We start from the raw sequence: 20,724 nt of genomic DNA on the forward strand, positions 1-20,724 counted from the left end.
CTGAAGCCTGGTCATTGTCGGGTCATCTCTTATCCACCGCATAAATGCGATGGAAATTGGGAGCTTAGCGGATCGTGGATTAATATAGGGTAGATTGAAGGAGCTATTTTTAGCCATTCGTGAAGACACGAACGGCGGCATCTCCCAAATGGAAGTACCAAACTCAAACCCAAAACCACCTCCAGAATTTCCAAATCTTCAGATAGTGGTCAAAGCCATAAACCGAAGACATAGTGACTTTAGTCGAAATAGCATTTCGGCTGAAGCCTAGGTTTTGTAGGGTCATCCCTTATCCACCGCATAAATGCGATGGAAACTGTTGCTTGATGAAAAAAATCCTGCTAAACAAAAAAAGCCAGTCTATTGCTAGACTGGCTTTTTAAATTATACAATAAAATCAATTTTTACCTTAAAGTATCTGGCCATGGCCTTCCTTCGTTAGCGAACAAAGTAACAGTACCTGTTTCATTAGAGTTATTAACCCAGATAAAACGTAGCTCAGAACCAGTGTTGCTAAGTACTTCAATGGTATAACCATCTCCATATTTATCAGCTCCTGAGAAGCTAAGGATTCCACAAGAATCATTCAGCCTGACATTACCACTTCCCCAGGTGTCACCATAGCAACCCCAGAAACCGAAAGTGGCATCAGAAACTACATAGATTTGAGGATTGTTGCTGTCTGCCACAGTTAAAGAAACTTCACCTGTGATAGTACCTGCACATGATCCGAAAGCTGACTGCATTTCTGTAGATTCATAACGGTAAGTTCCAGCCAAGTCACTTGGACAAACTATAGCCACGTTATACAAGAATGGAGAATCGTAGAAGAATCCACCCGCCACATCGGAAGATCTATTGTCAGGACCAAAAACCCTACCTTGATCATCTGTTGCATAAAGGCGAACCTCAAATACATCACCACCTTCAATCTGATCTGCGGTTAAGCCCACAGCTTGAATCATCGCAGCTGCAGAGACATCTATCACAGTTCTTTTGAATCTGTTATCAGGACTTTGAGTGAACTCAGAACCAGAAATGGTTGCAACAGTTACTTCTTGTCTTTGACCTCCTGATTGTGCTGGAGTATACTCTAAACCTACCCCAGGAATCAACCTTCTATGTCTGATTCTAACTTCTACAGATGAAACACTTGTACCTTCTTTTTCATCAACAGCCTCAACAGTTACATTAAACCTTGAATTCTGAAGATCAAAGAAATTTAAAGACAAACTGTTTGTAGATGCTGCCCTTATAGTACGTAAGTACAGACCGGTATCAAATTCTGAGTAAGGAATATTGGGGTCTACAAAATCCCTACAGGAGGAAACAAATGCCAAGAGCACCACAAATAAACCAAGACTTATTTTTCTTATTTTCATTATTTCTGTCATTTAGAGATTAATATACCCAACCGTTACCTTCAGGATTGGTATCCCAGAATACGCGCTCTCTTCTAGCTTCATCTCTTTGCCTAGCATTGTTGTTAGTCACAACATGATTTTGAGGATAGAACATGGTTCTAGGGAAATCACCGAAGTTTTCCAACAATCCAGGCTGCATGTTATCAGGCTTACCTGTTCTTCTGTAAAGGTTGTATGCCTCATTTCCGTTACCATACAAAGCCAACCAGTATTCTCTACCGATGATATCTAGTCTGTTGTCAGCATTTGCTGAGTCCCAATCTCTACCTACTACTGAAATATAAGCCGTAACTTGCTCATTGAAAGCAGCTTGATTTTGGAAAGTGTTCACAGCACCTGCTTGGCTCGTACTTACAGCAAAAGCCCTAACATAGTTCATTGACTTCAAGATACCAGACTCTACAAATGCCTTTGCATCACCTGACACACCATCCATGGTGTGAATAGCTTCAGCTATCATGAAATCAACATAAGAAGGCAACATGATTGGGTGAATTCCTTGTCCACCTGCACCAGCAGTCGGACTAACAGGAGCACCTGCATTGTCATCAAATCTTCCACCTGCTGGATATACACCCCAAGCAGTTCTACCCAAACCATCCGGCGGAATACCTTCAGCATTCAAGTGATCTCTACCCCAATATCCTCTTGTTCCTGGAAGACAGAAAGGCCATCCTCCAGCCAAGTAATGTCCTGGTGCAATTTCACCTAAACATCTCAATTGATCTGGATCAGTTGGATTAGTAGTTCTTTGTCTGTAGAAATAGAATCTAGCTCTTGGATCAGTAACTGATTTTTCTTCAGTCATTCTCCACATAAACCAAGTAGATTGGTAATCACCGCCTCCACCTGGAGTGTACTGACCAGCAAATCTTGGGTGACGAGCATCTGGATCAGTTAAGTTTGTACCAAATCTGAATACAAATTCTTGTCCTGGCTCTATAAAGTTATTTGCTGCAACTAAAGCATTGATAGCAGATGCAGAGCCTGAAGGATCAACCAACTTTCTGTTCAAATGGTATTTCAATTCCAATGCATTGATCAACTTTACCCAGTTGGCCCAAGTACCATTGTAATAAAGATCCTGTGGCGCACCTATAGTAGTAGCTGCAAAATCTTCTCTAGCTTGTTGCAATGTAGCCAGAGCTACTGCATAAACCTCTGCACCATCTGTATAGTTAGGATTTAGTGTTTCAAGAGGTTTTAATGCTTCGTTCCAAGGCACATCACCGAAATAATCCACCAAAGTCATCAAAGTGTAGGCTTTGATAACTCTAGCCATACCCAAGTGTCTTCTGAAATTCGCTTCTTGCGCCAAAGGCTCTAGAAACTGCACATTGTTCAAGATGTTTGCATAAGCATTGGTCCATCTTGCATCCATTGCCACAGGTAAGTGTGTTTGCTGATAAATGTTAGAACCTTGATTCAACATTCTGCTCAAACGCATACCAGTGTCTCCAGTCTGATTGAAGAAAGTAGCAAAATCAATCTGAATCCTGTTCAACACCAAGTTTAAACTGGCAGTGTCAGGAGATACGTTGTTTGGATCTTGCTGTAAATCCAAGTCGCATGAACTTACCAACACCATACTGAGTGCGATAAGTAAGCTATATATTTTTTTCATAATCTTCATTTTTGGGGATTAGAAAGTAAGGGTTACTGTACCACCAAATCTTCTAGAGCTAGGTCCTGTTACGAAATCAAAGCCTAATCCATTACCTACACCAAGACCCAATACATCTGGATCAAAGTTCATGTTAGGAGGGAAGTTAAGCGCCAAGAACCAAAGGTTTGTTCCACTCAATGCTACAGAAGCTCTTTTGAAAGGAGTTCTAGCCAAAATTGAAGTAGGCAAATCATAACCGAAAGAAAGTTCTCTCAACCTAATTGCAGATCCATCAAATACGTTTGATTCGTCAGCACCTGTGTGGTATTGGTTGAAGAAATAGTTAGAAGCCGTTACTTGAATATCATTAGGCGTTCCATCTTGCTTAACACCTGGAAGGATAAAAGTGTACTCTCTGTCTACTACAGGATCTTTTGTTACACCTCTTGCAAGAGTTGCAGTCACTGTGTTTGAGAAGATAGCACCTTTATGTCTGTACTCCATCATCACATTGGCAAAGAAGCCTTTGTAACGGAAAGTGTTGATCCATGATCCAGTCCAAGCTGGGTTAGGATCACCTAATTCTACCAATTCACCTGCAGTTTGGTAATCACCATTTGGCAATACAATTGGCTGACCTGTCTGCTCATCTCTTGCAAAACCAGAACCTTTGATGATGTTGAATGGTCTTCCAGGTATAGCGAAGTTACCCAAGTTGGTAAAACCAGCTACTACAATCTCATCAAGACCTTCACCCAATTCCATGGTTACAGTTCTGTAAAGTGTAAAGTTTACAATAGACTCCCAGTTGAAACCAGAAGCAGTAGTTACAGGATTAGCTGTTGCTTGTAATTCAATACCTCTGTTTCTGATCCTACCGATGTTGATCGCAGAACGCGTAAAACCTGTAGCTGGATCAATCGGAGCAAATGTGATCAAGTCTCTGGTGTTTTTCTGATACAAGGAAAGGTCGAATCTTAACTTGTTATTGAACATTCCAGCTTCGATACCGAATTCAATTTCCTCATGCAACTCAGGCTTCAAATTGGCATTACCAAGTTCGTTACTAAGTGTTTGCGTTTGGAAAAGTGACCCAGCTGGGCTTTGGAATGCTCTTGCATTTTGTTGCAAAACGTTTCTTGTAGAATATGGGCTTGGGAAACCGGCAGAAGTACCGTAACCCAATCTCAATTTCAAGTCATTTAGCGTAGAAGAATTCCAGTTGAATGCATCAGTAGGAAGGAAAGAAACTGAAGCTCCTGGATATAGGATTCTTCTATTTTCCGGCTCTACTGTTGAAGTCCAGTCATTTCTTGCAGACAAGTTTAAGAAAAGATAGTCATCATAATCAAAAGTGATGTTGGCATAAACCCCCATTCTTCTTTCTTCTTGTGTGAAGTTCAAAGGTGAGTTAGACAACGGATCTCTTGCTGATGCCTGAAGGAAGTTAGAATGTCTGAATAGATCAAAGGCCAATTGACCAGTTGAAGCTATACCATCCTGCTCGTAATTGTCATATCTTGAGTTACCACCGATCAAAGCAGACATAGAGATTTTTTCAGAAAGATCTTTTCTCCAGTTGATGATCAAATCTTGGTTCCAAATTGTATTGTTTACATCTATAGACCTGAAATAACCTGTGTTGATCAAGGTGCTTACACCTCCACCACCACCACGGTTGTATCTAGATTGTCTGTTTTCAGAATAAGTATCCAAACCAAATCTGTAAGTAACAGAGAAGTTATCATTGATGTCATAATTCAATGAGGTAGAGTTGAAGAACCTGTTTACTGTTGAAGCATCTACGAAATTCTGTGCCAACCAGTAAGGGTTCACTTGGTCATTATTACCTCTGAAATACACATTAGACCTATCTACTGGGTTTTCAAATGGAAGATTTCTCAAATCGACAGAACGTGGTGTATATAAGGTGTTCGCAAACACAGAAGGAATACCACCACTAGGTCCAGAACCAAAAGCTGCGTTAACTGGAGGAGAAACCAAGTCAGTGATAGCGAAAGTGAATGATGAATTCACTGTCAATTTATCAGTTACTGAAGACTTGATACCCAATCCGAAGTTGTACTTGTTCAAGTTGTTACCTGGAGTAAAACCTTCGTCATCTGTATAACCGAAAGAAGCTGAATAAGAAGTTCTTTCAGAAGATCCGGCGATTTGGATTGAAGTGTTGGAAACAATACCTGTTCTGAAGAAAGCAGAAGCTACATCTTCATAAGCACGGTAATCATATCTGATCGGAGTAGTTCCATCAGCTTCAAAGAATTCAGGGAATGCATTTCTGATTGAAGCAACGCCTGAGGAAGAAATAGGATGTCCAATTTGCAGACCTTGATCCATTCTTGGACCGAAGTTAGAGAAGAAGAAACCTGGCTGCTGCTGGAAACCATTACCATAAATCTGTCCAAAAGTAGGAAGAGAAGCAGCTTGGTTACCAAATACTGATTGGTTAACAGTTACTTCAGCTTGTCTTCTTTTGCTTGCACCAGATTTGGTTGTGATCAAAACCACACCGTTTCTACCTTGGTCACCATATAATACAGTAGCAGAAAGACCTTTCAACACAGAGACATTTTCAATGTTGTTAGGATCTATATCCAAGAAACGAGATGAAGTGGCTGCAGCACCTTGGGAAAATCCAGAAGAACCATCTGATCTACCTGTATTGGTTCCAGAACTAAAAGGAACACCATCTACTACGAATAGAGGCTGGTTAGAACCAGTAGCAGAGGAGTAACCCCTGATAATGATGTTGGTACCAGAACCAGATAGACCGTTCGTAGCGGTAATGTTTACACCGGCTACTTTGCCTTGTAATACCCTTGAAACGTCAGCTTCCGGTCTGTTTTGGATGAGTTCATCACCCACAGTAGATACTGCATAGCCTAGGGCTTTTTTGTCTTTCTCAATACCGATCGCAGTTACAACAACTTCTGAAAGTTGTGAAGCGTCCATAGTGAGGGTTACATTGATTACGGATCTGTTGCCGATTGCCTCTTCTTGGGATTTTAATCCCACAAAAGAGTAAATCAGAACGTTGGATCCGTCAGGTACATTAATAGAGTAATTACCATCCAAATCGGTGGTAGTACCTACGGTTGTACCCTTAACGAGAACGGATGCGCCTGGCAAGCCCAGTCCGTCTTCATCGGAAATTACCGTTCCGGTAATTACCCGTTGTTGCGCCGACACCTCTAGCGTGAGTGCCATGGTGAAAAGCGCAATAACAAAGAGTAAAGCTTTTCTCATAAGGTATTTAGTTTAGTTGATGCGTAAAGAAAAATTATTTATTGCACTTTTCAAAATAGGCGCAAGATTCTTCGACTACTCTATATTTTCATGAAATATTAAACTTTTAACCAATTTTAACAGGCTATTCATATATATTTTTTAATTCCATCTTACCATTGTTATATTTTCAGGGGATTCCTCATTCAAATGGCATAAAAACCATCTAAGCGGTGCTTAAAAGTGATTATTTGGCAATACGTCATAAGCTACTTCAAATATTTAGGAAATAGCAGCTTATGTAGATGTATACAAAATTTTATTTGGTAACAAAAAGAGCGTGTAATTTTTTATTTTTAATACATTTTGTATTTCTTTCAATACAAGAAAATTTTAAACGTATTTTATTACATATTTTATAATAAATACGCATGTATTTTGAATTTTATATATATTTTGATCAAACAGATGAAAAGGTGGGAGAATTTGTTCCAAATGAGTTCGAAAAAAAATTAAAAGATTTGAAAATTGGTTTCAATTCCATTAAGAGGGGAAGCAAAATTGACTTCTATCTTAAAAATAGGGTGGGTTTTGGCAATTCAGAGTGCGAAAAAGTTAATTATTTGAAAGGCAAGGGTATTCAATGCAACATCATATAGCCTTAGAATAATATTTGGCACTCCCCACAAATCCGAATAATATTTTGTTTTTGAAAATTATGAGTTTTTTATAGTGTACTTTTTACAAAAAGAAAAGGTCATGTTTCTGAAAACATGACCTTGCACACTTTATTGTTCTGTTTCTTAGAAAGCGTATCGGATAGAAAGGGCTACTTCATCACCCCAAAAACCCGATCCTCCAAAGTTGATAACAGGCTTCCAGTCTAAAGAGAGGTTAATTGGAGCATTGTCAAAGACATAATCCAAACCAATTATCCCGTCTAACCCGACAACAGTAGTCGCTACACGGTTATCTCCCCAGGGCCTATTGCTTCTTCTCGCGTTCCAAGTACCTACGTGGGCTCCTCCACCAAAAAACCACATCAAACCCTTCACATCTGAAATGTCTTTGTGTACCTCATAAAGTCCAGTGATAACAAAGCCTCCCCACCTTGTATGAAGAATTCCCTCAAGTGCTGCGTCTTGCGAAATAAAGTGCTTTACTGTAAGTCCATTGGATACACCAGCCCTTAGACCTACGCCTGTGGTATATTGGGCGTATGATTCATTGCCCAAAGCCAAGCAAAAGATAATGGAGAATAAAAAGAGTAGTTTTTTCATAGTTTAGTTTATTTATAAGAATCAGGGTTTCATCTTTCAAAATCATGCCAAAATACAGGAATTAGATGGATTTTCAATGATGAAAAATATGTGAGTGCGTATGGGTGTAATTGTGTAAGTGCTTAATTGATTAAAGAACTCAGGGCTTTGTTACAATCTGCAATATGATGAGCGATCAATCCCAGAGGGACTACCTTGGTAGCCACGACAGACCCTGAATTTAGAGTTATCAATCCCAGCGGGATTACCAATCGGTAGTAACAGACCGTACAATGATGGATTTTCAATCCCAGAGGGATTGCCTGTCGGTTGCAACAAACCGTATATGAAGGGTCATCAAGCCTGTAGGGCTTGCCTGTTTGTAAAGTCTAAATCAACAGGCCGTCCCTACTTGCCTGCGGCAGGCAGGCAGGACGGAATTGGATCTCATACGTCTTTTATGCTACCGACAGGATGTGCCTATGGCACATGAAGCGTATAATTTAACCCGTTCCAAAAAACCCAACCACCAATCCCAGATGGATTTCCTATAGACAGCTAAAACCCTTAAATAGAAGGCTACCAATCCCAGAGGGATTACCTTGGTAGCCACGACAAACCCTGAATTGAGAGTTATCAATCCCAGCGGGATTGCCTAATGGTAGACACAAACCTTAAATTGATAGGTTATCAATCCTGTAAGGATTGCCTGTCGGTAGGACCTGCCTCCCAATGGGGATCACAAGCCAGTTGGGCTTACCCGTTTCCTCATTCTAAAGACCTAAAAAGATATTTTTCTTCAAATGGAATTTCAAAGTCTAACAAAATATTTCTATACTCTTCCAAGAAATTTTCCTTTTTATGATGTTGTTTTTGATTCTGAATGTAACGAATAACGCTTTCGACATGAGATTTGCTATATGAAAAGGCACTATACCCATTTTGCCAATAAAATTTTGATCTACAAAACCCTGATTTGTTTATCCAGTTCATTGATCCAATTTTCACTTCCTGAACAAGATTGGAAATAGATTGGTCCATTCGTAACCCAAAAAAAATATGTATATGATCTGGCATTCCATTTATCGCAAGCATTTTGTGTCCTCTATTCTGAATGATCCCTGTTATGTATTTATAAAGCTCTTCCTCCCATTCACTACTTATCACTGCATATCTATACTTTACTGCAAAAATTGATTGAACATGTACTTGTGTAAATGAATTTGCCATGACACAGAATTTTCTATTAAATTATACAACTGGATTGATATTACTATCCTTATTCAACCAACTTAATCGGATAATTTAGGCCGTCCCTACTTGCCTGCGGCAGGCAGGACGCAACTAGACCTCCTACGTCTTCTTTGCTACCAATAGGATGTGCCCATGGCACATACCCACACATTAGAAGCATGGATCCAAAATTAAAACTTCAATACCCCTTCAGGAAAAACGCATGCATCCAATGCCACATCATGCAACTCCTCACCAATCCTGTCTACAGGTGCAAAAAAACTCAATCCTAATTTAAAAACAGGCTGTGAAAGACTTTCAAAAAACTTATCATAATGACCTTTGCCATATCCAAGTCTATGTCCATACTTATCTACGACTAATAGAGGTACCAGAACAAGCTGAATGGCATCTGAAGAAACTCCTTTTTGTATGCTAGCCTCAGGGATACCCCAAGCATTTTCCACAAACTCTTTTTCTTCCGAAATATCAACAGTGACCATCTCACCACTAACCGCATCGATGGAAGAGGTGTACACCCGGTATTGATTGGTCTGCAAAAAATCCAGCACCGGAAAAGTATCTACTTCCCTGTTTTTTTTGATAGGCAAAAAAAGATGAACATGCTTCCATTCTGCGTGGCTTTTCAAAAAATCCATAACATGACCGGCAATCAATTGAGACATCCTACCAGATTCCTCAATTGAAAGCTGTTTTCTTTTTTCTTTATACTCCTTTCTCAACTGACCTTTGTCCATTTCACTTTCTAATTAACATAAAATCAAAATCCAATGGGTCGAATAGTTGAAACAATTCCTCCACAAATTCTCCATCCTCAAGATAGAATTTCATGAAGTTCTCTACCCTTTCCTGTGGCGAACCTCCGGGATACATATAAGCTTGTAGTTCCTCTCTCTGACGGATCGAATCAGACAGCTTTTTTTCCTCTGCCTTTCTCACTTTAGTAGCCATTTGATCAAGGATTTTTTGCGCTCTCACTTCTGCCGCTTCAAAAGCATCACTAAGGCTCTTTTCGAGATGTCTCACTTTTTTGGCAGAATTTGCAAAAATCTTTGATAACGATTCCTTTTCCTCACTCAGGCTGATGTCAGTTTGAGCATTGTCTTTTACAAACCTTTTCTTCCATGAGAGTACATCTTCAAAAAGCTCCTTTTCCGAAAGTTCAAGCTTTGCTATTTTTCGCTGTGCATATACATTCAGCACCAAGGCAAAATTTCTTGGCATGATGGCAGGTAAAGGGACCTGATAATGATCAAAAACTGTTTTCAATTGGAGCCAATAGGCCACTTCCGCAGGTCCACCCAAATACGCAATGTTAGGCAAAATCATTTCTTGATATAGCGGCCTCAACACTACATTTGGGCTGAAGTGCTCAGGATGCTTCTCAATTTGCTCCCTGAGTTCGTTTTCAGTAAAGAAGATGTCAGTTTCCAACACCTTATATATAGACCCAATTTTTTCCACTCTCTCTCTAAGTCCTTCTTTCATATAAAAGAAGTTGATCTCTCTTGGGAAAATCTGGCTTTTATACCCCATCTCTTCCAGCTTGTGGGTTTGCTGATTACAAAGCTCGTTTGCCTTATGAGCCGTCAGGTCATCCAAAATAACAGGTTTGAAAAGTGCTTTCAATTCAGGGGAGTGCCCATCCACAATCAGTAAGCCTTTTTCTCCGAAAAGTGTATGTACATACTTCCTTACTGCCTCAGCAAGTGTATTTGATTTTTGGTAAGCATCTTTAAAGAAGTCAGGCACAAAATGGGTCAGGTCTTTGAAAAATTCCATAAAACTGTCATCTAGCATAAAATCCCCAACAGGCCCTTTTTGAGCACTTTGCCATTGGTATTTTTTCCCGTCCAATTTGAAGTAATTGATTTCCTCAAAATCATGGTCTTCTGTAGCCATCCAGTAAACTGGTACAAAGTGAGAATCAGGATAAGTCTCATTGAGTCTTTGTGCAAGATTAATCGTAGAAACTATCTTATAAATAAAATATAGGGGCCCAGTGAAAAGGTTTAATTGATGACCGGTAGTCACTGTAAATGTATTTGGAGAAGTCAACTTCTCAATTTGTGAAACTGTAGGCTCTGACACCTCAAGTTTGGAATACTGTTGCTTTAAAGATGCTGCCAAAATCTCCCTGTGTTCTTTCGGGAAATTTCTTTGTTTGATCAAAGTTTCAAAATTATCCAATTCTGGGAATTGATTATAAAAATGCCTGAGTTCAGGTTTTTTTCCAAGATAATCCAAAAAAAGTGAGGAAAACTGCCCGGTACACGCGGGTTCAACAGTGCTTTTGTTCATGGATTCTAGGGTTCAATGTTTGTTTTGAAGGTACAAAGGTTTTCAACTACTCAACAAATGATAAAGTTCGTAATATTTCTCTAATTACAAGAATGGTCATACCTAGGTTTAATTTTTCCAAAAATTATATAAATCCTTCTGATTACCGATACCTACATTTGAATTTGGAATATGTCCGGCATTGAAGTTTGCCCAATTTCTTAAATTAAAACCAACATGCAGAAAGAAATCCCAATATCCGGTATGAGTTGCTCCGCCTGCGCAGTAGCAGTGGAGAACACGCTAAAATCGACCAAAGGTGTAAAAACAGTCAGCGTTAACTACACCAACCACAGTGCACAATTGGATTGGGATAATGGTGTCGTACAGCTAGAAGCACTCAAAAAACAAGTTCAAGAGACTGGCTATGATTTGATTATAGAAGATATTGCCGAAGAGGACTTAGAAAAACTTCAAGCAGATGCTTACAAGAATCTAAAAAAGAAAACCATTTATGCTGGTGTTCTAGCCTTTCCGGTTTTTGTTATCGGCATGTTTTGGATGGATATGCCTTATGCAGATCCCATTATGTGGGCCTTGACTACTCCGGTGCTGTTTGTATTTGGACGGCAGTTTTATACCCAAGCATGGAAATTGGCCAAAAAACTGCAATCCAATATGGACACTTTGGTGGCACTCAGTACAGGAATCGCCTACCTTTACAGTACTTTCAACACTTTTTTCCCGCAGTATCTATTGGAAAGAGGTCTAGAGCCTCATGTGTACTTCGAGGCTGCCGCTGTCATTGTGTTTTTTATTCTTTTGGGAAAAACCTTAGAATCAGGTGCAAAAGCAGGTACAGGTGCTGCTTTGAAGAAATTGATGGGACTTCAGGAAAAAGAAGTCCTGGTATTGGAAGGAGGAAGAACAATTACTAAATCCACAAATGAGGCCCGGAAGGGTGATTTGATCCTGATCAAACCAGGTCAAAAGATCGCGCTGGACGGCAAAGTAACCGAGGGTGAATCTTACGTAAATGAAAGCATGCTTTCCGGAGAACCAATCCCTGTTTTGAAAAACAAAGACAGTCATGTATTCGCTGGCACTATCAACCAGGAAGGAAGCTTGAAAGTGTCTATTGAAAAAGAACTCGGAGACACCCTTTTATCTCAGATTATCGCCCGGGTAAAGAAAGCCCAAGGTTCCAAAGCCCCAATACAAAAACTTGTAGACCAAGTTTCAGCAGTCTTTGTACCGGTAGTACTTGGTATATCTATAATCTCTTTTTTGATATGGGGCTTTAGTGGTGTAGAAGAAGCATGGTTAAGAGGCATGTTGGCCATGATTACTGTGCTGGTTATTGCCTGTCCATGTGCATTGGGATTGGCTACACCTACAGCAATCATGGCAGCTATGGGGAAAGGTGCAGAACTGGGTATACTGATAAAAGATGCTGAGAGTCTGGAAAAAGGAAAAAAGATAGACACCCTTGTCTTAGATAAGACAGGAACCATCACTGAAGGAAAACCAAAAGTCACGGATTTGATCAAAACTGATTTTTGGGAATCAGAGGATGGTACAGCTTTGGCTTCATTAGAATCAAGAAGTGAACACCCTTTGGCAAAAGCTGTGGTGGACTATTTTGATCAATCAAGTGAGCACTATAATGTCAGGGACTTTCATAGCCATACAGGAAAAGGAGTCAGTGGCGAAATCGAGGGAAAAATTTACAGAATTGGAAATATAAAATTTTTAGAAGCCTCTGGCGTTAAAATTTCAGCACAGCAAAAGGAGCGTGCAGTTGCTTTTCACCGAGAAGGAGCTATTGTGGTATTTGCCTCTAAAGACCAGGATTTATTGGCCATTATAAAAATTGCAGATCCGATAAAATCCACTTCAATAGAAGCTATACGTCAGTTGAAAGAATTGGGCATAGAATTACACATGTTGACAGGAGATCAGGAGATGACGGCAGCATCGGTAGCAAAAGAGGTCGGAATAGTAAATTATCAAGCGGAATCATTGCCAAAGGACAAAGCCGACTATATCCAATCCTTACAGAAATCAGGGAAAACTGTCGCCATGGTAGGTGATGGAATCAATGATTCAGAAGCATTGACTTTGGCAGATTTGAGCATTGCTATGGGAGAAGGCACAGATATTGCTATGGACGTAGCAGAGGTGACTTTGGTTCAATCTGACCTTACTCAAATTCCTCGCACACTTTCATTGACAAAGAAAACTGTTCGCATCATCCGTCAAAATCTCTTTTGGGCTTTTGTTTATAATGTCATGGGAATCCCAATTGCGGCAGGAATCCTATATCCTTTCTTCGGGTTTTTATTGAACCCAATGTTGGCTGGAGCAGCAATGGCTTTGTCTTCAGTTTCGGTTGTCACAAATAGTTTGAGACTAAGGAGATGAGAAATCGCTTTAGTTTTGAAAAAATAAAATTTGTGAAAAGAAACTAAGCTATAGTATTGATGGTTAAAAAAACAATCGTAGTTTGCCTGCCATTAATGCTTAATCATTGCCTAGAAAAAGCACAAAAAACAAGAAATTGGATAGGTTGTCAAATAAAATAAGCGAGAAATTGATGTCATCGTGATCATTTAAACTTTCTAAAACTTTTAACATCAGCTTTATTACTTGAAAGTAAGCTAGGTTAATTCACCAAAAGAAGTTTATTTTATTTATTGTTTTAAAAAGTACAGTAAAAACACATACTGGGATATAATGAAGACGCCTATTTGCATTTTTTCTTACAAAAGAAAAACTGAATTGGAAAAAACTTTGCAGAGCCTCAGACACTGCATAGACGTTGAACAGTACCCTATTTATATTTTTTCTGATAATGCAAAATCCCCAGATGAGATAGAAGATGTAAAAGAAGTAAGAGATTATATAAATGAGTTAGACTATTTGAATTTTAAGGAAATATTTTTTGCACACGAAAATAAAGGATTAGCAAATTCAATAATAGATGGCGTAAGTCAAATTATTTCAAAATACGGAAAAGTAATTGTTTTAGAAGACGACTTGATCGTTGCACCTAATTTTTTGCAGTTCATGGAGTCAGCTTTGGATTATTATAAAGATCATAAGGAGGTATTCTCCATATCTGGTTATTCTCCAAAACTTGCGACTTTAGAAAATTATAACAAGGATTTTTACTTCTCTCCAAGAGCATCATCTTGGGGTTGGGCAACCTGGAAGGACAGATGGGATACCGTTGACTGGGAGGTAAAAACATATTCTAAATTCAGACACAATTTATTCGAGCAATGGAGGTTTACTAAAGGAGGGATCGACCTACCTGGAATGCTCCGAGATCAAATGGTTGGGAAAATAAATTCATGGGCGATAAGGTGGGTTTATCAACAATTTTTAAATAATCAGATTACTGTCTATCCCAAAATTTCAAAAGTCAGAAACATTGGATTTGGCCAAAATGCTACTCACACTAAAAAAACTATAAGGTTCAATACTGTAATAGATGAGGGAGATCAGACTGAATTTGAATTTGAAGAGTTTGATACTTTCGATCAAGTCCTTTTAAAAGAATTCAGATCCACTTTCTCCATTTGGAGAAGATTTTTAGATAGGCTTTAGAAGCATATAAACGTAAAATCATAAACATGAAAAAATTCAAAACTAACGTCAAATGTGGCGCTTGTGTCGCAGCAATTACGCCGGAAATGAACAAACTTGAAAATACAGAATGGCAAGTAGACCTTTCTCACCCAGACAGGATCTTGGCCGTCCAAGGCAATACCCCTTCAAGTAAGGTTATTGAAGCACTTGAAAAGGCTGGCTATAAAGCTGAAGAGATTTGAGCAAACAAAACCTGCTCGGATAGCTTTAATTTAATAGCTTTGTCTTAATTATATGATGATCAACTACCAAAAATTTGTACTGAATAACGGCTTAGAAGTATTGGTACATGAGGACCACAGTAGCAAAATCGCTGTAGTCAACATCCTCTACAAAGTCGGATCAAGAAATGAAATTCCGGGAAAAACAGGTTTGGCGCATTACTTTGAGCACTTGATGTTTGGAGGTTCCAAAAATGCCCCTGTATTTGATGCTGCCTTGGAAAGGGTTGGAGGATCTTGCAATGCTTTTACCAATACCGATATCACCAATTACTATGTCACGCTTCCTGCTGTCAATCTGGAAACAGCCTTTTGGCTTGAATCTGACAGAATGTTCCAATTGTCTTTGACTGAAAAGACTATAGAAACACAAAGGAAGGTTGTCATAGAGGAATACAAACAAAGATACCTCAACCAACCTTATGGGGATGTTTTCCACCATGTAAGGGATTTGGCATTCGACCAACATCCCAACAAATGGCCAACCATAGGCAAAGATATTGATGACATTGTGGGGTATCGCAAAGAAGATGTGGAAGAATTTTACCTGACACACTACAGCCCTGACAATGCTGTCATGGTCGTGGCAGGAGGGGTCAAAACTGAAGATGTAAAGCGTTTGGCTGAAAAATGGTTTGGTGAAATCCCTTCAAGTAAATTTCCAAAAAAGACAATTCCTCAAGAACTACCGCAGACTTCAAAAAAAGTCAAAACCGTAGAAGCCGAAGTACCTACCGATGCCCTATACAAAGTATACCATATGCCTGGAAAGATGCAGGATGGTTATTTAGAGGCTGATTTGATCACAGACATTATTGGCTTTGGAAGGTCATCTGTGCTAGAGCAAAGCTTGGTAAAAAACGGCCATATTTTCGCATCTGTCGGAGCCTATATTTTGGGTACAGTAGACCCAGGCCTATTGGTGTTTTCAGGAAAAATGGAAAAAGGACAAAGTGCAGAAAATGCAGAAAAAGCCTTGGATAAAGTCGTAAAAGATTTTCTTCAAAGTCAAGTAGAGGAGGAAGTCCTTTCTAAAGTCAAGAATCAGGCCGAGGCGATGAAAACTTACGAATCAGTACAGTTGCTCAACAGGGCAATGAGTTTGGCTTATTATGCGCATTTGGGTGATGCGGAATTATACCAAACAAGCTACGAGAAAAAGACCAAGATCCCTTCGCATCAAATCATGGAATGGGCCAACACTATCCTGAAAGAAGAAAATTCTTCAGTGATGTATTATAAGGCAAAGGGAGGGTGAAAATTATCTAATGAAATATATTTTGTGAAATATGCTTCGCGAAATAATGTTAATGAAATATAATTATCCGCAATCATGCCACTAATCAATTAAACGAGGCTTTTTTGGCAAAGGGATACCAATAGATATTGGATATTTATTGATATTGGTTCGAAATCAGAGGTTAATTCAATTAATTAGATTCTACTGGTATGAAAGCGGATATACATATAATGAAATACAGTGGAAAGCGGATATCCCGAAAGCTTTAGCGATTTGGGATATGCTATAGCTATATAGGATAGAAATATTTCAATTGTATTTCAATTGTATTTCAATTGTATTTCTACAATATTTCAATTGTATTTCAATATTAAATCAATCTTATTATTATAGACAATGACAAACTTTAGAATCGGTTTTGGATACGACGTTCATCAACTCAGAGAAGCCTATGATTTTTGGCTGGGCGGCATCAAGCTCGAGCACGAAAAAGGTGCCGTGGGACACTCAGATGCTGATGTACTTATTCATGTAATCTGTGATGCACTTTTGGGAGCTGCCGATTTAAGAGATATCGGATATCATTTTTCGGATAAAGACCCAAAATACAAAGGCATCGACAGCAAAATTCTTCTCCGGGAAGTCATGGAATTGATAAGGGAAAAAGGCTATGAAGTAGGCAATATCGACACCACTGTATGCCTGGAAATGCCCAAAGTAAATCCACATATTCCCGCTATCAAAGAATGTCTTGCCGATGTAATGAACTTGGATCAAGGTCAAATCTCCGTCAAAGCAACGACCACAGAAAAACTTGGTTTTGTAGGTAGAGAAGAAGGTGTTTCTGCTTATTGTGTCGCCTTAATTTATCAGAAGTAATGAGCAAAGAAGTCAAAATCATCACGACAGAAGATGGGTCCCACTCACTTTTTCTTCCTGAACTGAATGAAACTTACCATTCCTTTCATGGAGCATATAGAGAATCTGTACATGTATTTATGTTGTATGGTATAGAAGCTTGGTACAGTAGAAACCCCAATCATTTTCCAATTCGCGTTTTTGAAGTGGGTTTTGGCACCGGCCTAAATGCTTGGCTCACTTTGGTCTGGGCAGAGCAATATAAGGTGCCGGTTTTATACCACAGCATCGAGCCTTACCCGCTGGAGAAAGAAATCTATTCTCAATTGAATTATACCGATGTGGATCATACCATTTTTCACTATGCACCACACTTTCAACGACTACATGAAGCAAAATGGGGTGAGGGTGTTGTCATATCTGAGTATTTCAATATGAAAAAAGATATCAGCACTTTAGAAGATGCGGTTCTTTACCCTACAGATGTCATATATTTTGATGCCTTTGCACCAAACAAACAGCCGGAACTGTGGACCAAAGAAATGCTTGCAAAGGTAACCGACACCATGAATCCAGGGGCTGTATTCACAACATACTGTGCAAAAGGTCAAGTCAAACGTGACTTAAATGACCTGGATTTGACGGTAGAAACCCTGCCTGGCCCTCCAGGAAAAAAAGAAATGACAAGGGCGTGGAGAAGAGAAGGTTGACAGTTTCTGATCCTACTTACAAACAACCTTAACTTCCATAGTACTAAACCATGAATATTAAAGAAGTGATAACCTTAAAACATAGAATTTAATCTAGGATCTACAATGTGTGGTTATCAAATTTTAATTTGGTTTTTTTGAAATTGTCTGTGAAGTTTTTACTTTTTTTGATAGTTTTAAACTAGTTGTTTTTTTATTATCCACTTTTAAATTTTAGTTTTTATGGAAGTTTCTAAATCATTTATTAAGGATCTCACATACAAAATTAACGGAGCAGCTATTGAAGTCCACAAAAATCTAGGTCCCGGCTTATTGGAAAGTATTTATCACCAATGTTTTGCTTATGAATTAGAAAGTAGAGGGTTGCATTTTCAATCAGAAATGAGGATTCCCATCCACTACAAAAATATGTCAATAGATTCTAAGTTGAGGTGTGATTTTTATATCGAAAACTTAATAGTAGTAGAAATTAAATCTGTTGAAGCTATTCCGCCAATTGCAGAAGCAGTATTGATCAGCTACATGAAGCTATTAAAATCACCCAAGGGAATTATGTATAATTTCAATGTTGTAAATCTTTACCATGAAGGACAAAAAACCTATGTGAATGAGTTTTTTACAGAACTCAAAGAATAAAATCCCTTTATTAGCATAGCAAAGTTAAAGAACCCGCTGGCCTTATTCTTTTGTGGCTTTTGTGGTAGGTCAATTATAGGTTTTTACTTAAAGTACCTGAAACGTTCTGGAATTAAGCAGGTAAAATATTTTTTAAATCAGCTGCACTTGAATTATATTTTGACCACAAAAGTGACAAAAGTGAACAAAAGGTAGAGGGTGTTTACAGTTATAAATTAAAAAGTTTTTAGGCTATTGATTTGATTTTAATCTCTGAATAATATCAAGAAAAAGTTTTCAATTGAAACCCTTTTGTGACTTTTGCTTCCTTGTGTGGTAGATCAATTATAGGTTTTTACTTAAATTACCTGAAACGTTCTGGAATTAAGCAGGTAACATGTTTTTTAAGTCAGCTGTACTTGAATTATATTTTGACCACAAAAGTGACATAAGTGAATAAAAGGTAGAGGATGTTTACAGTTGTCAATTAAAAAGTTTTTAGGCTATTGATTTGATTTTAATCTCTGAAAAATATCAAGAAAAAGTTTTCAATTGAAACCCTTTTGTGACTGTTGTTCTCTTTTGTGGCAAGTCAATTCCAGGTTTTCACTTAAATTACCTGAAACGTTCTGGAATTAAGCAGGTAAAATATTTTTTAAGTCAAGCTGCACTTGAATTATATTTTGACCACAAAAGTGACAAAAGTGAACAAAAGGTAGAGGATGTTTACAGTTGTCAATTAAAAAGTTTTTAGGCTATTGATTTGATTTTAATCTCTGAAAAATATCAAGAAAAAGTTTTCAATTGAAACCCTTTTGTGACTTTTGCTTCCTTTTGTGGTAGATCAATTATAGGTTTTTACTTAAATTACCTGAAACGTTCTGGAATTAAGCCCGATGATTTGTTGATTAAATTGATTACGCCTGCCGCGGGCTCCTCAAATTATCAGTGCGATTTTGAAAAAAAATCCCCCTGACAATTTCGAGGTCAGTATTTATAAGGCAATTTTATTAATTGTTTTTCCGAACTGTTCAGGTGAAAGGTATCCAAGTGAGGAGTGTCTCCTGATCCTGTTATACCAGATTTCAATGAATTCGAAAATTATTTGCTTTGCCTGGGCTATTGAATCGTATTTACGGTAACCTGTTTCCGATTTCAGGATCTTAAAGAAGTTTTCTGCCACTGCATTGTCCCAGCAGTTTGCTTTTCTGCTCATACTCTGGCTTACTTTCTCGGGATCTAGTTCTTTTCTGAATTCAAAGCAGGCATACTGTACCCCCCTGTCCGAATGAAAAACCAGCCCTCTGAAAAAAGGCCTGTTGATCTGGGCCATTCGCCATGCGGGTATAACAGTGTTCTCCGCATGCATGGTCGTTGACATCGACCACCCGATTATCTTTCGGTCATAAAGGTCCATGATCATGGTCAGGTAAAGCCATCCCTCTTCTGTCCTGATGTAGGTAATGTCCGATACCCATGATTTCGCAGGGCCATCAGGGCTGAAGTTCCTGTCAAGCAAGTTCGGATTGATTTTGAAACCATGATTGGAATCAGTGGTGCAGACCCTGAACTTCCTCGATATCACACTCCTGATCCCGTTTGCCCTCATTATTCTGGCAACCCTTGGTCTGGACACTGAAAACCCCCTATCCCTCAGCTCAATGGTTATCTTTGGACTTCCGTATCGACCATTGCTTTGAGTATGTATCTTATCGATTTCAGCCAACAGAAGCTCACGTTCTTGCTCACGTTTGGAAGGTTTTCTCTTCAGCCAATTGTAATATCCGCTCCTGCTTACATTAAATACCCTGCACATCTTTTCAACAGCAAACTCATGTCTGTGGTCTTTCATGAACCCGTAGGTTTCCTGTCCCCCCTGGAAAAGATGCTTACCGCCTTTTTTAGGATATCTCTCTCGATTTGGGTTTCGTTCAGTTCCTTCTTAAGAGCAAGTATTTCCTTTTGCTCATCAGTTAGGTTCTGCTTCCCGTTTCCCGGAAAACTTGTCGCTCCCTCTGATTTGAATTCTCTGGTCCATCTCCTGACCAAATCAGCGCCTATACCCAACTCCTTGCCTATGGAAGTACTCGTCTTACCACTCAGGTGCAACTCTACAGCCATTCTTTTGAAGGCCTCGTCAAATTTTCTTCTTTCTCTTTTACTCATTGTTCCAAATTTAAGAAATGAGCTTAACTTATTGTCCAATCAAATGTAGCAGGTCCATTGAATTATATTTTGACCACAAAAGTGACAAAAGTGAACAAAAGGTAGAGGATGTTTACAGTTGTCAATTAAAAAGTTTTTAGGCTATTGATTTGATTTTAATCTCTGAAAAATATCAAGAAAAAGTTTTCAAT

General features: G+C 38.8%; 16 protein-coding genes. 8 read left to right on the forward strand and 8 right to left on the reverse strand.

Going from position 1 to position 20,724, the window contains the following annotated elements:
• Positions 1-404: 404 nt before the first annotated feature.
• The 3 genes from CLW00_RS15830 to CLW00_RS15840 are packed head-to-tail and all read right to left on the reverse strand — an operon-like array spanning position 405 to position 6,297.
• Complete coding sequence (locus tag CLW00_RS15830; protein ID WP_106134669.1) at positions 405-1,382, reverse strand: hypothetical protein; 978 nt, start codon at positions 1,380-1,382, stop codon at positions 405-407.
• Between the two features lie 19 nt (positions 1,383-1,401).
• Complete coding sequence (locus tag CLW00_RS15835; RefSeq protein ID WP_342747913.1) at positions 1,402-3,048, reverse strand: SusD/RagB family nutrient-binding outer membrane lipoprotein; 1,647 nt, start codon at positions 3,046-3,048, stop codon at positions 1,402-1,404.
• A gap of 18 nt (positions 3,049-3,066) precedes the next feature.
• Positions 3,067-6,297 carry a SusC/RagA family TonB-linked outer membrane protein gene (locus CLW00_RS15840; protein WP_106134671.1) on the reverse strand — a complete coding sequence of 1,077 codons (3,231 nt, stop codon included), beginning with the start codon at positions 6,295-6,297 and terminating at the stop codon, positions 3,067-3,069.
• A gap of 410 nt (positions 6,298-6,707) precedes the next feature.
• On the opposite strand from CLW00_RS15840, the gene CLW00_RS21550 reads away from it, so the two are divergent.
• Positions 6,708-6,935: a hypothetical protein gene (locus tag CLW00_RS21550; RefSeq protein ID WP_106134672.1), complete on the forward strand. Its 228-nt coding sequence runs from the start codon at positions 6,708-6,710 to the stop codon at positions 6,933-6,935.
• A gap of 144 nt (positions 6,936-7,079) precedes the next feature.
• Here CLW00_RS21550 and CLW00_RS15850 read toward each other — a convergent pair whose 3' ends face one another.
• The 4 genes from CLW00_RS15850 to bshC all read right to left on the reverse strand — a co-directional run bounded on the left by CLW00_RS15850 (position 7,080) and on the right by bshC (position 11,090).
• Positions 7,080-7,556 carry a hypothetical protein gene (locus CLW00_RS15850; RefSeq protein ID WP_106134673.1) on the reverse strand — a complete coding sequence of 159 codons (477 nt, stop codon included), beginning with the start codon at positions 7,554-7,556 and terminating at the stop codon, positions 7,080-7,082.
• 747 nt (positions 7,557-8,303) lie between these two features.
• Positions 8,304-8,765 (reverse strand): IS200/IS605 family transposase, encoded by a 462-nt coding sequence (gene tnpA / locus CLW00_RS15855; protein ID WP_106134674.1) that lies wholly within the window; start codon positions 8,763-8,765, stop codon positions 8,304-8,306.
• A 194-nt stretch (positions 8,766-8,959) separates the two neighbouring features.
• Positions 8,960-9,526, reverse strand: a complete 567-nt coding sequence (locus CLW00_RS15860; protein WP_106134675.1) for a 5-formyltetrahydrofolate cyclo-ligase — start codon at positions 9,524-9,526, stop codon at positions 8,960-8,962.
• Position 9,527: 1 nt separating this feature from the next.
• The gene (gene bshC, locus CLW00_RS15865; RefSeq protein WP_106134676.1) at positions 9,528-11,090 is read right to left on the reverse strand and encodes a bacillithiol biosynthesis cysteine-adding enzyme BshC; all 1,563 of its coding nucleotides are present in this window, start codon (positions 11,088-11,090) and stop codon (positions 9,528-9,530) included.
• 216 nt (positions 11,091-11,306) lie between these two features.
• Between bshC and CLW00_RS15870 the strand changes: the two genes are divergently transcribed.
• The 7 genes from CLW00_RS15870 to CLW00_RS15900 all read left to right on the forward strand — a co-directional run bounded on the left by CLW00_RS15870 (position 11,307) and on the right by CLW00_RS15900 (position 18,388).
• Positions 11,307-13,493: a heavy metal translocating P-type ATPase gene (locus tag CLW00_RS15870; protein WP_106134677.1), complete on the forward strand. Its 2,187-nt coding sequence runs from the start codon at positions 11,307-11,309 to the stop codon at positions 13,491-13,493.
• A gap of 312 nt (positions 13,494-13,805) precedes the next feature.
• A complete protein-coding gene (locus CLW00_RS15875; RefSeq protein ID WP_146131439.1) occupies positions 13,806-14,681 on the forward strand; it encodes a glycosyltransferase family protein in 876 nt (291 codons plus the stop codon).
• A 26-nt stretch (positions 14,682-14,707) separates the two neighbouring features.
• Positions 14,708-14,905: a heavy-metal-associated domain-containing protein gene (locus CLW00_RS15880; protein WP_106134678.1), complete on the forward strand. Its 198-nt coding sequence runs from the start codon at positions 14,708-14,710 to the stop codon at positions 14,903-14,905.
• 55 nt (positions 14,906-14,960) lie between these two features.
• A complete protein-coding gene (locus CLW00_RS15885) occupies positions 14,961-16,202 on the forward strand; it encodes a M16 family metallopeptidase (RefSeq protein WP_106134691.1) in 1,242 nt (413 codons plus the stop codon).
• A gap of 378 nt (positions 16,203-16,580) precedes the next feature.
• Positions 16,581-17,063 (forward strand): 2-C-methyl-D-erythritol 2,4-cyclodiphosphate synthase, encoded by a 483-nt coding sequence (gene ispF / locus CLW00_RS15890; RefSeq protein ID WP_106134679.1) that lies wholly within the window; start codon positions 16,581-16,583, stop codon positions 17,061-17,063.
• Positions 17,063-17,752: a tRNA (5-methylaminomethyl-2-thiouridine)(34)-methyltransferase MnmC2 gene (gene mnmC2, locus CLW00_RS15895; protein ID WP_106134680.1), complete on the forward strand. Its 690-nt coding sequence runs from the start codon at positions 17,063-17,065 to the stop codon at positions 17,750-17,752. Before ispF ends, mnmC2 begins: the two co-directional genes overlap by 1 nt.
• Positions 17,753-17,974: 222 nt before the next feature.
• Positions 17,975-18,388: a GxxExxY protein gene (locus tag CLW00_RS15900; protein ID WP_106134681.1), complete on the forward strand. Its 414-nt coding sequence runs from the start codon at positions 17,975-17,977 to the stop codon at positions 18,386-18,388.
• Between the two features lie 973 nt (positions 18,389-19,361).
• Here the strand turns inward: CLW00_RS15900 and CLW00_RS15905 are convergent.
• Positions 19,362-20,533 (reverse strand): IS3 family transposase gene (locus CLW00_RS15905; RefSeq protein WP_106134682.1). Its coding sequence is split into 2 segments (ribosomal slippage): positions 19,362-20,260 and positions 20,260-20,533, totalling 1,173 coding nucleotides; the frame shifts between segments, so codons are not numbered across the junction.
• Positions 20,534-20,724 lie beyond the last annotated feature (191 nt).

The sequence above is a fragment of the Mongoliibacter ruber genome (assembly GCF_003003005.1).
GTDB classification, from domain to species: Bacteria; Bacteroidota; Bacteroidia; order Cytophagales; family Cyclobacteriaceae; genus Mongoliibacter; species Mongoliibacter ruber.

Coding starts and splice junctions, on each gene's coding strand:
- tnpA (WP_106134674.1), bottom strand. CDS start 8,765: ATGGCAAATTCATTTACACAAGTACATGTTCAATCAATTTTTGCAGTA.
- CLW00_RS15840 (WP_106134671.1), bottom strand. CDS start 6,297: ATGAGAAAAGCTTTACTCTTTGTTATTGCGCTTTTCACCATGGCACTC.
- CLW00_RS15850 (WP_106134673.1), bottom strand. CDS start 7,556: ATGAAAAAACTACTCTTTTTATTCTCCATTATCTTTTGCTTGGCTTTG.
- CLW00_RS15835 (WP_342747913.1), bottom strand. CDS start 3,048: ATGAAAAAAATATATAGCTTACTTATCGCACTCAGTATGGTGTTGGTA.
- CLW00_RS15880 (WP_106134678.1), top strand. CDS start 14,708: ATGAAAAAATTCAAAACTAACGTCAAATGTGGCGCTTGTGTCGCAGCA.
- ispF (WP_106134679.1), top strand. CDS start 16,581: ATGACAAACTTTAGAATCGGTTTTGGATACGACGTTCATCAACTCAGA.
- CLW00_RS15830 (WP_106134669.1), bottom strand. CDS start 1,382: ATGAAAATAAGAAAAATAAGTCTTGGTTTATTTGTGGTGCTCTTGGCA.
- CLW00_RS21550 (WP_106134672.1), top strand. CDS start 6,708: ATGTATTTTGAATTTTATATATATTTTGATCAAACAGATGAAAAGGTG.
- CLW00_RS15885 (WP_106134691.1), top strand. CDS start 14,961: ATGATCAACTACCAAAAATTTGTACTGAATAACGGCTTAGAAGTATTG.
- mnmC2 (WP_106134680.1), top strand. CDS start 17,063: ATGAGCAAAGAAGTCAAAATCATCACGACAGAAGATGGGTCCCACTCA.
- CLW00_RS15875 (WP_146131439.1), top strand. CDS start 13,806: ATGAAGACGCCTATTTGCATTTTTTCTTACAAAAGAAAAACTGAATTG.
- CLW00_RS15870 (WP_106134677.1), top strand. CDS start 11,307: ATGCAGAAAGAAATCCCAATATCCGGTATGAGTTGCTCCGCCTGCGCA.
- CLW00_RS15900 (WP_106134681.1), top strand. CDS start 17,975: ATGGAAGTTTCTAAATCATTTATTAAGGATCTCACATACAAAATTAAC.
- bshC (WP_106134676.1), bottom strand. CDS start 11,090: ATGAACAAAAGCACTGTTGAACCCGCGTGTACCGGGCAGTTTTCCTCA.
- CLW00_RS15860 (WP_106134675.1), bottom strand. CDS start 9,526: ATGGACAAAGGTCAGTTGAGAAAGGAGTATAAAGAAAAAAGAAAACAG.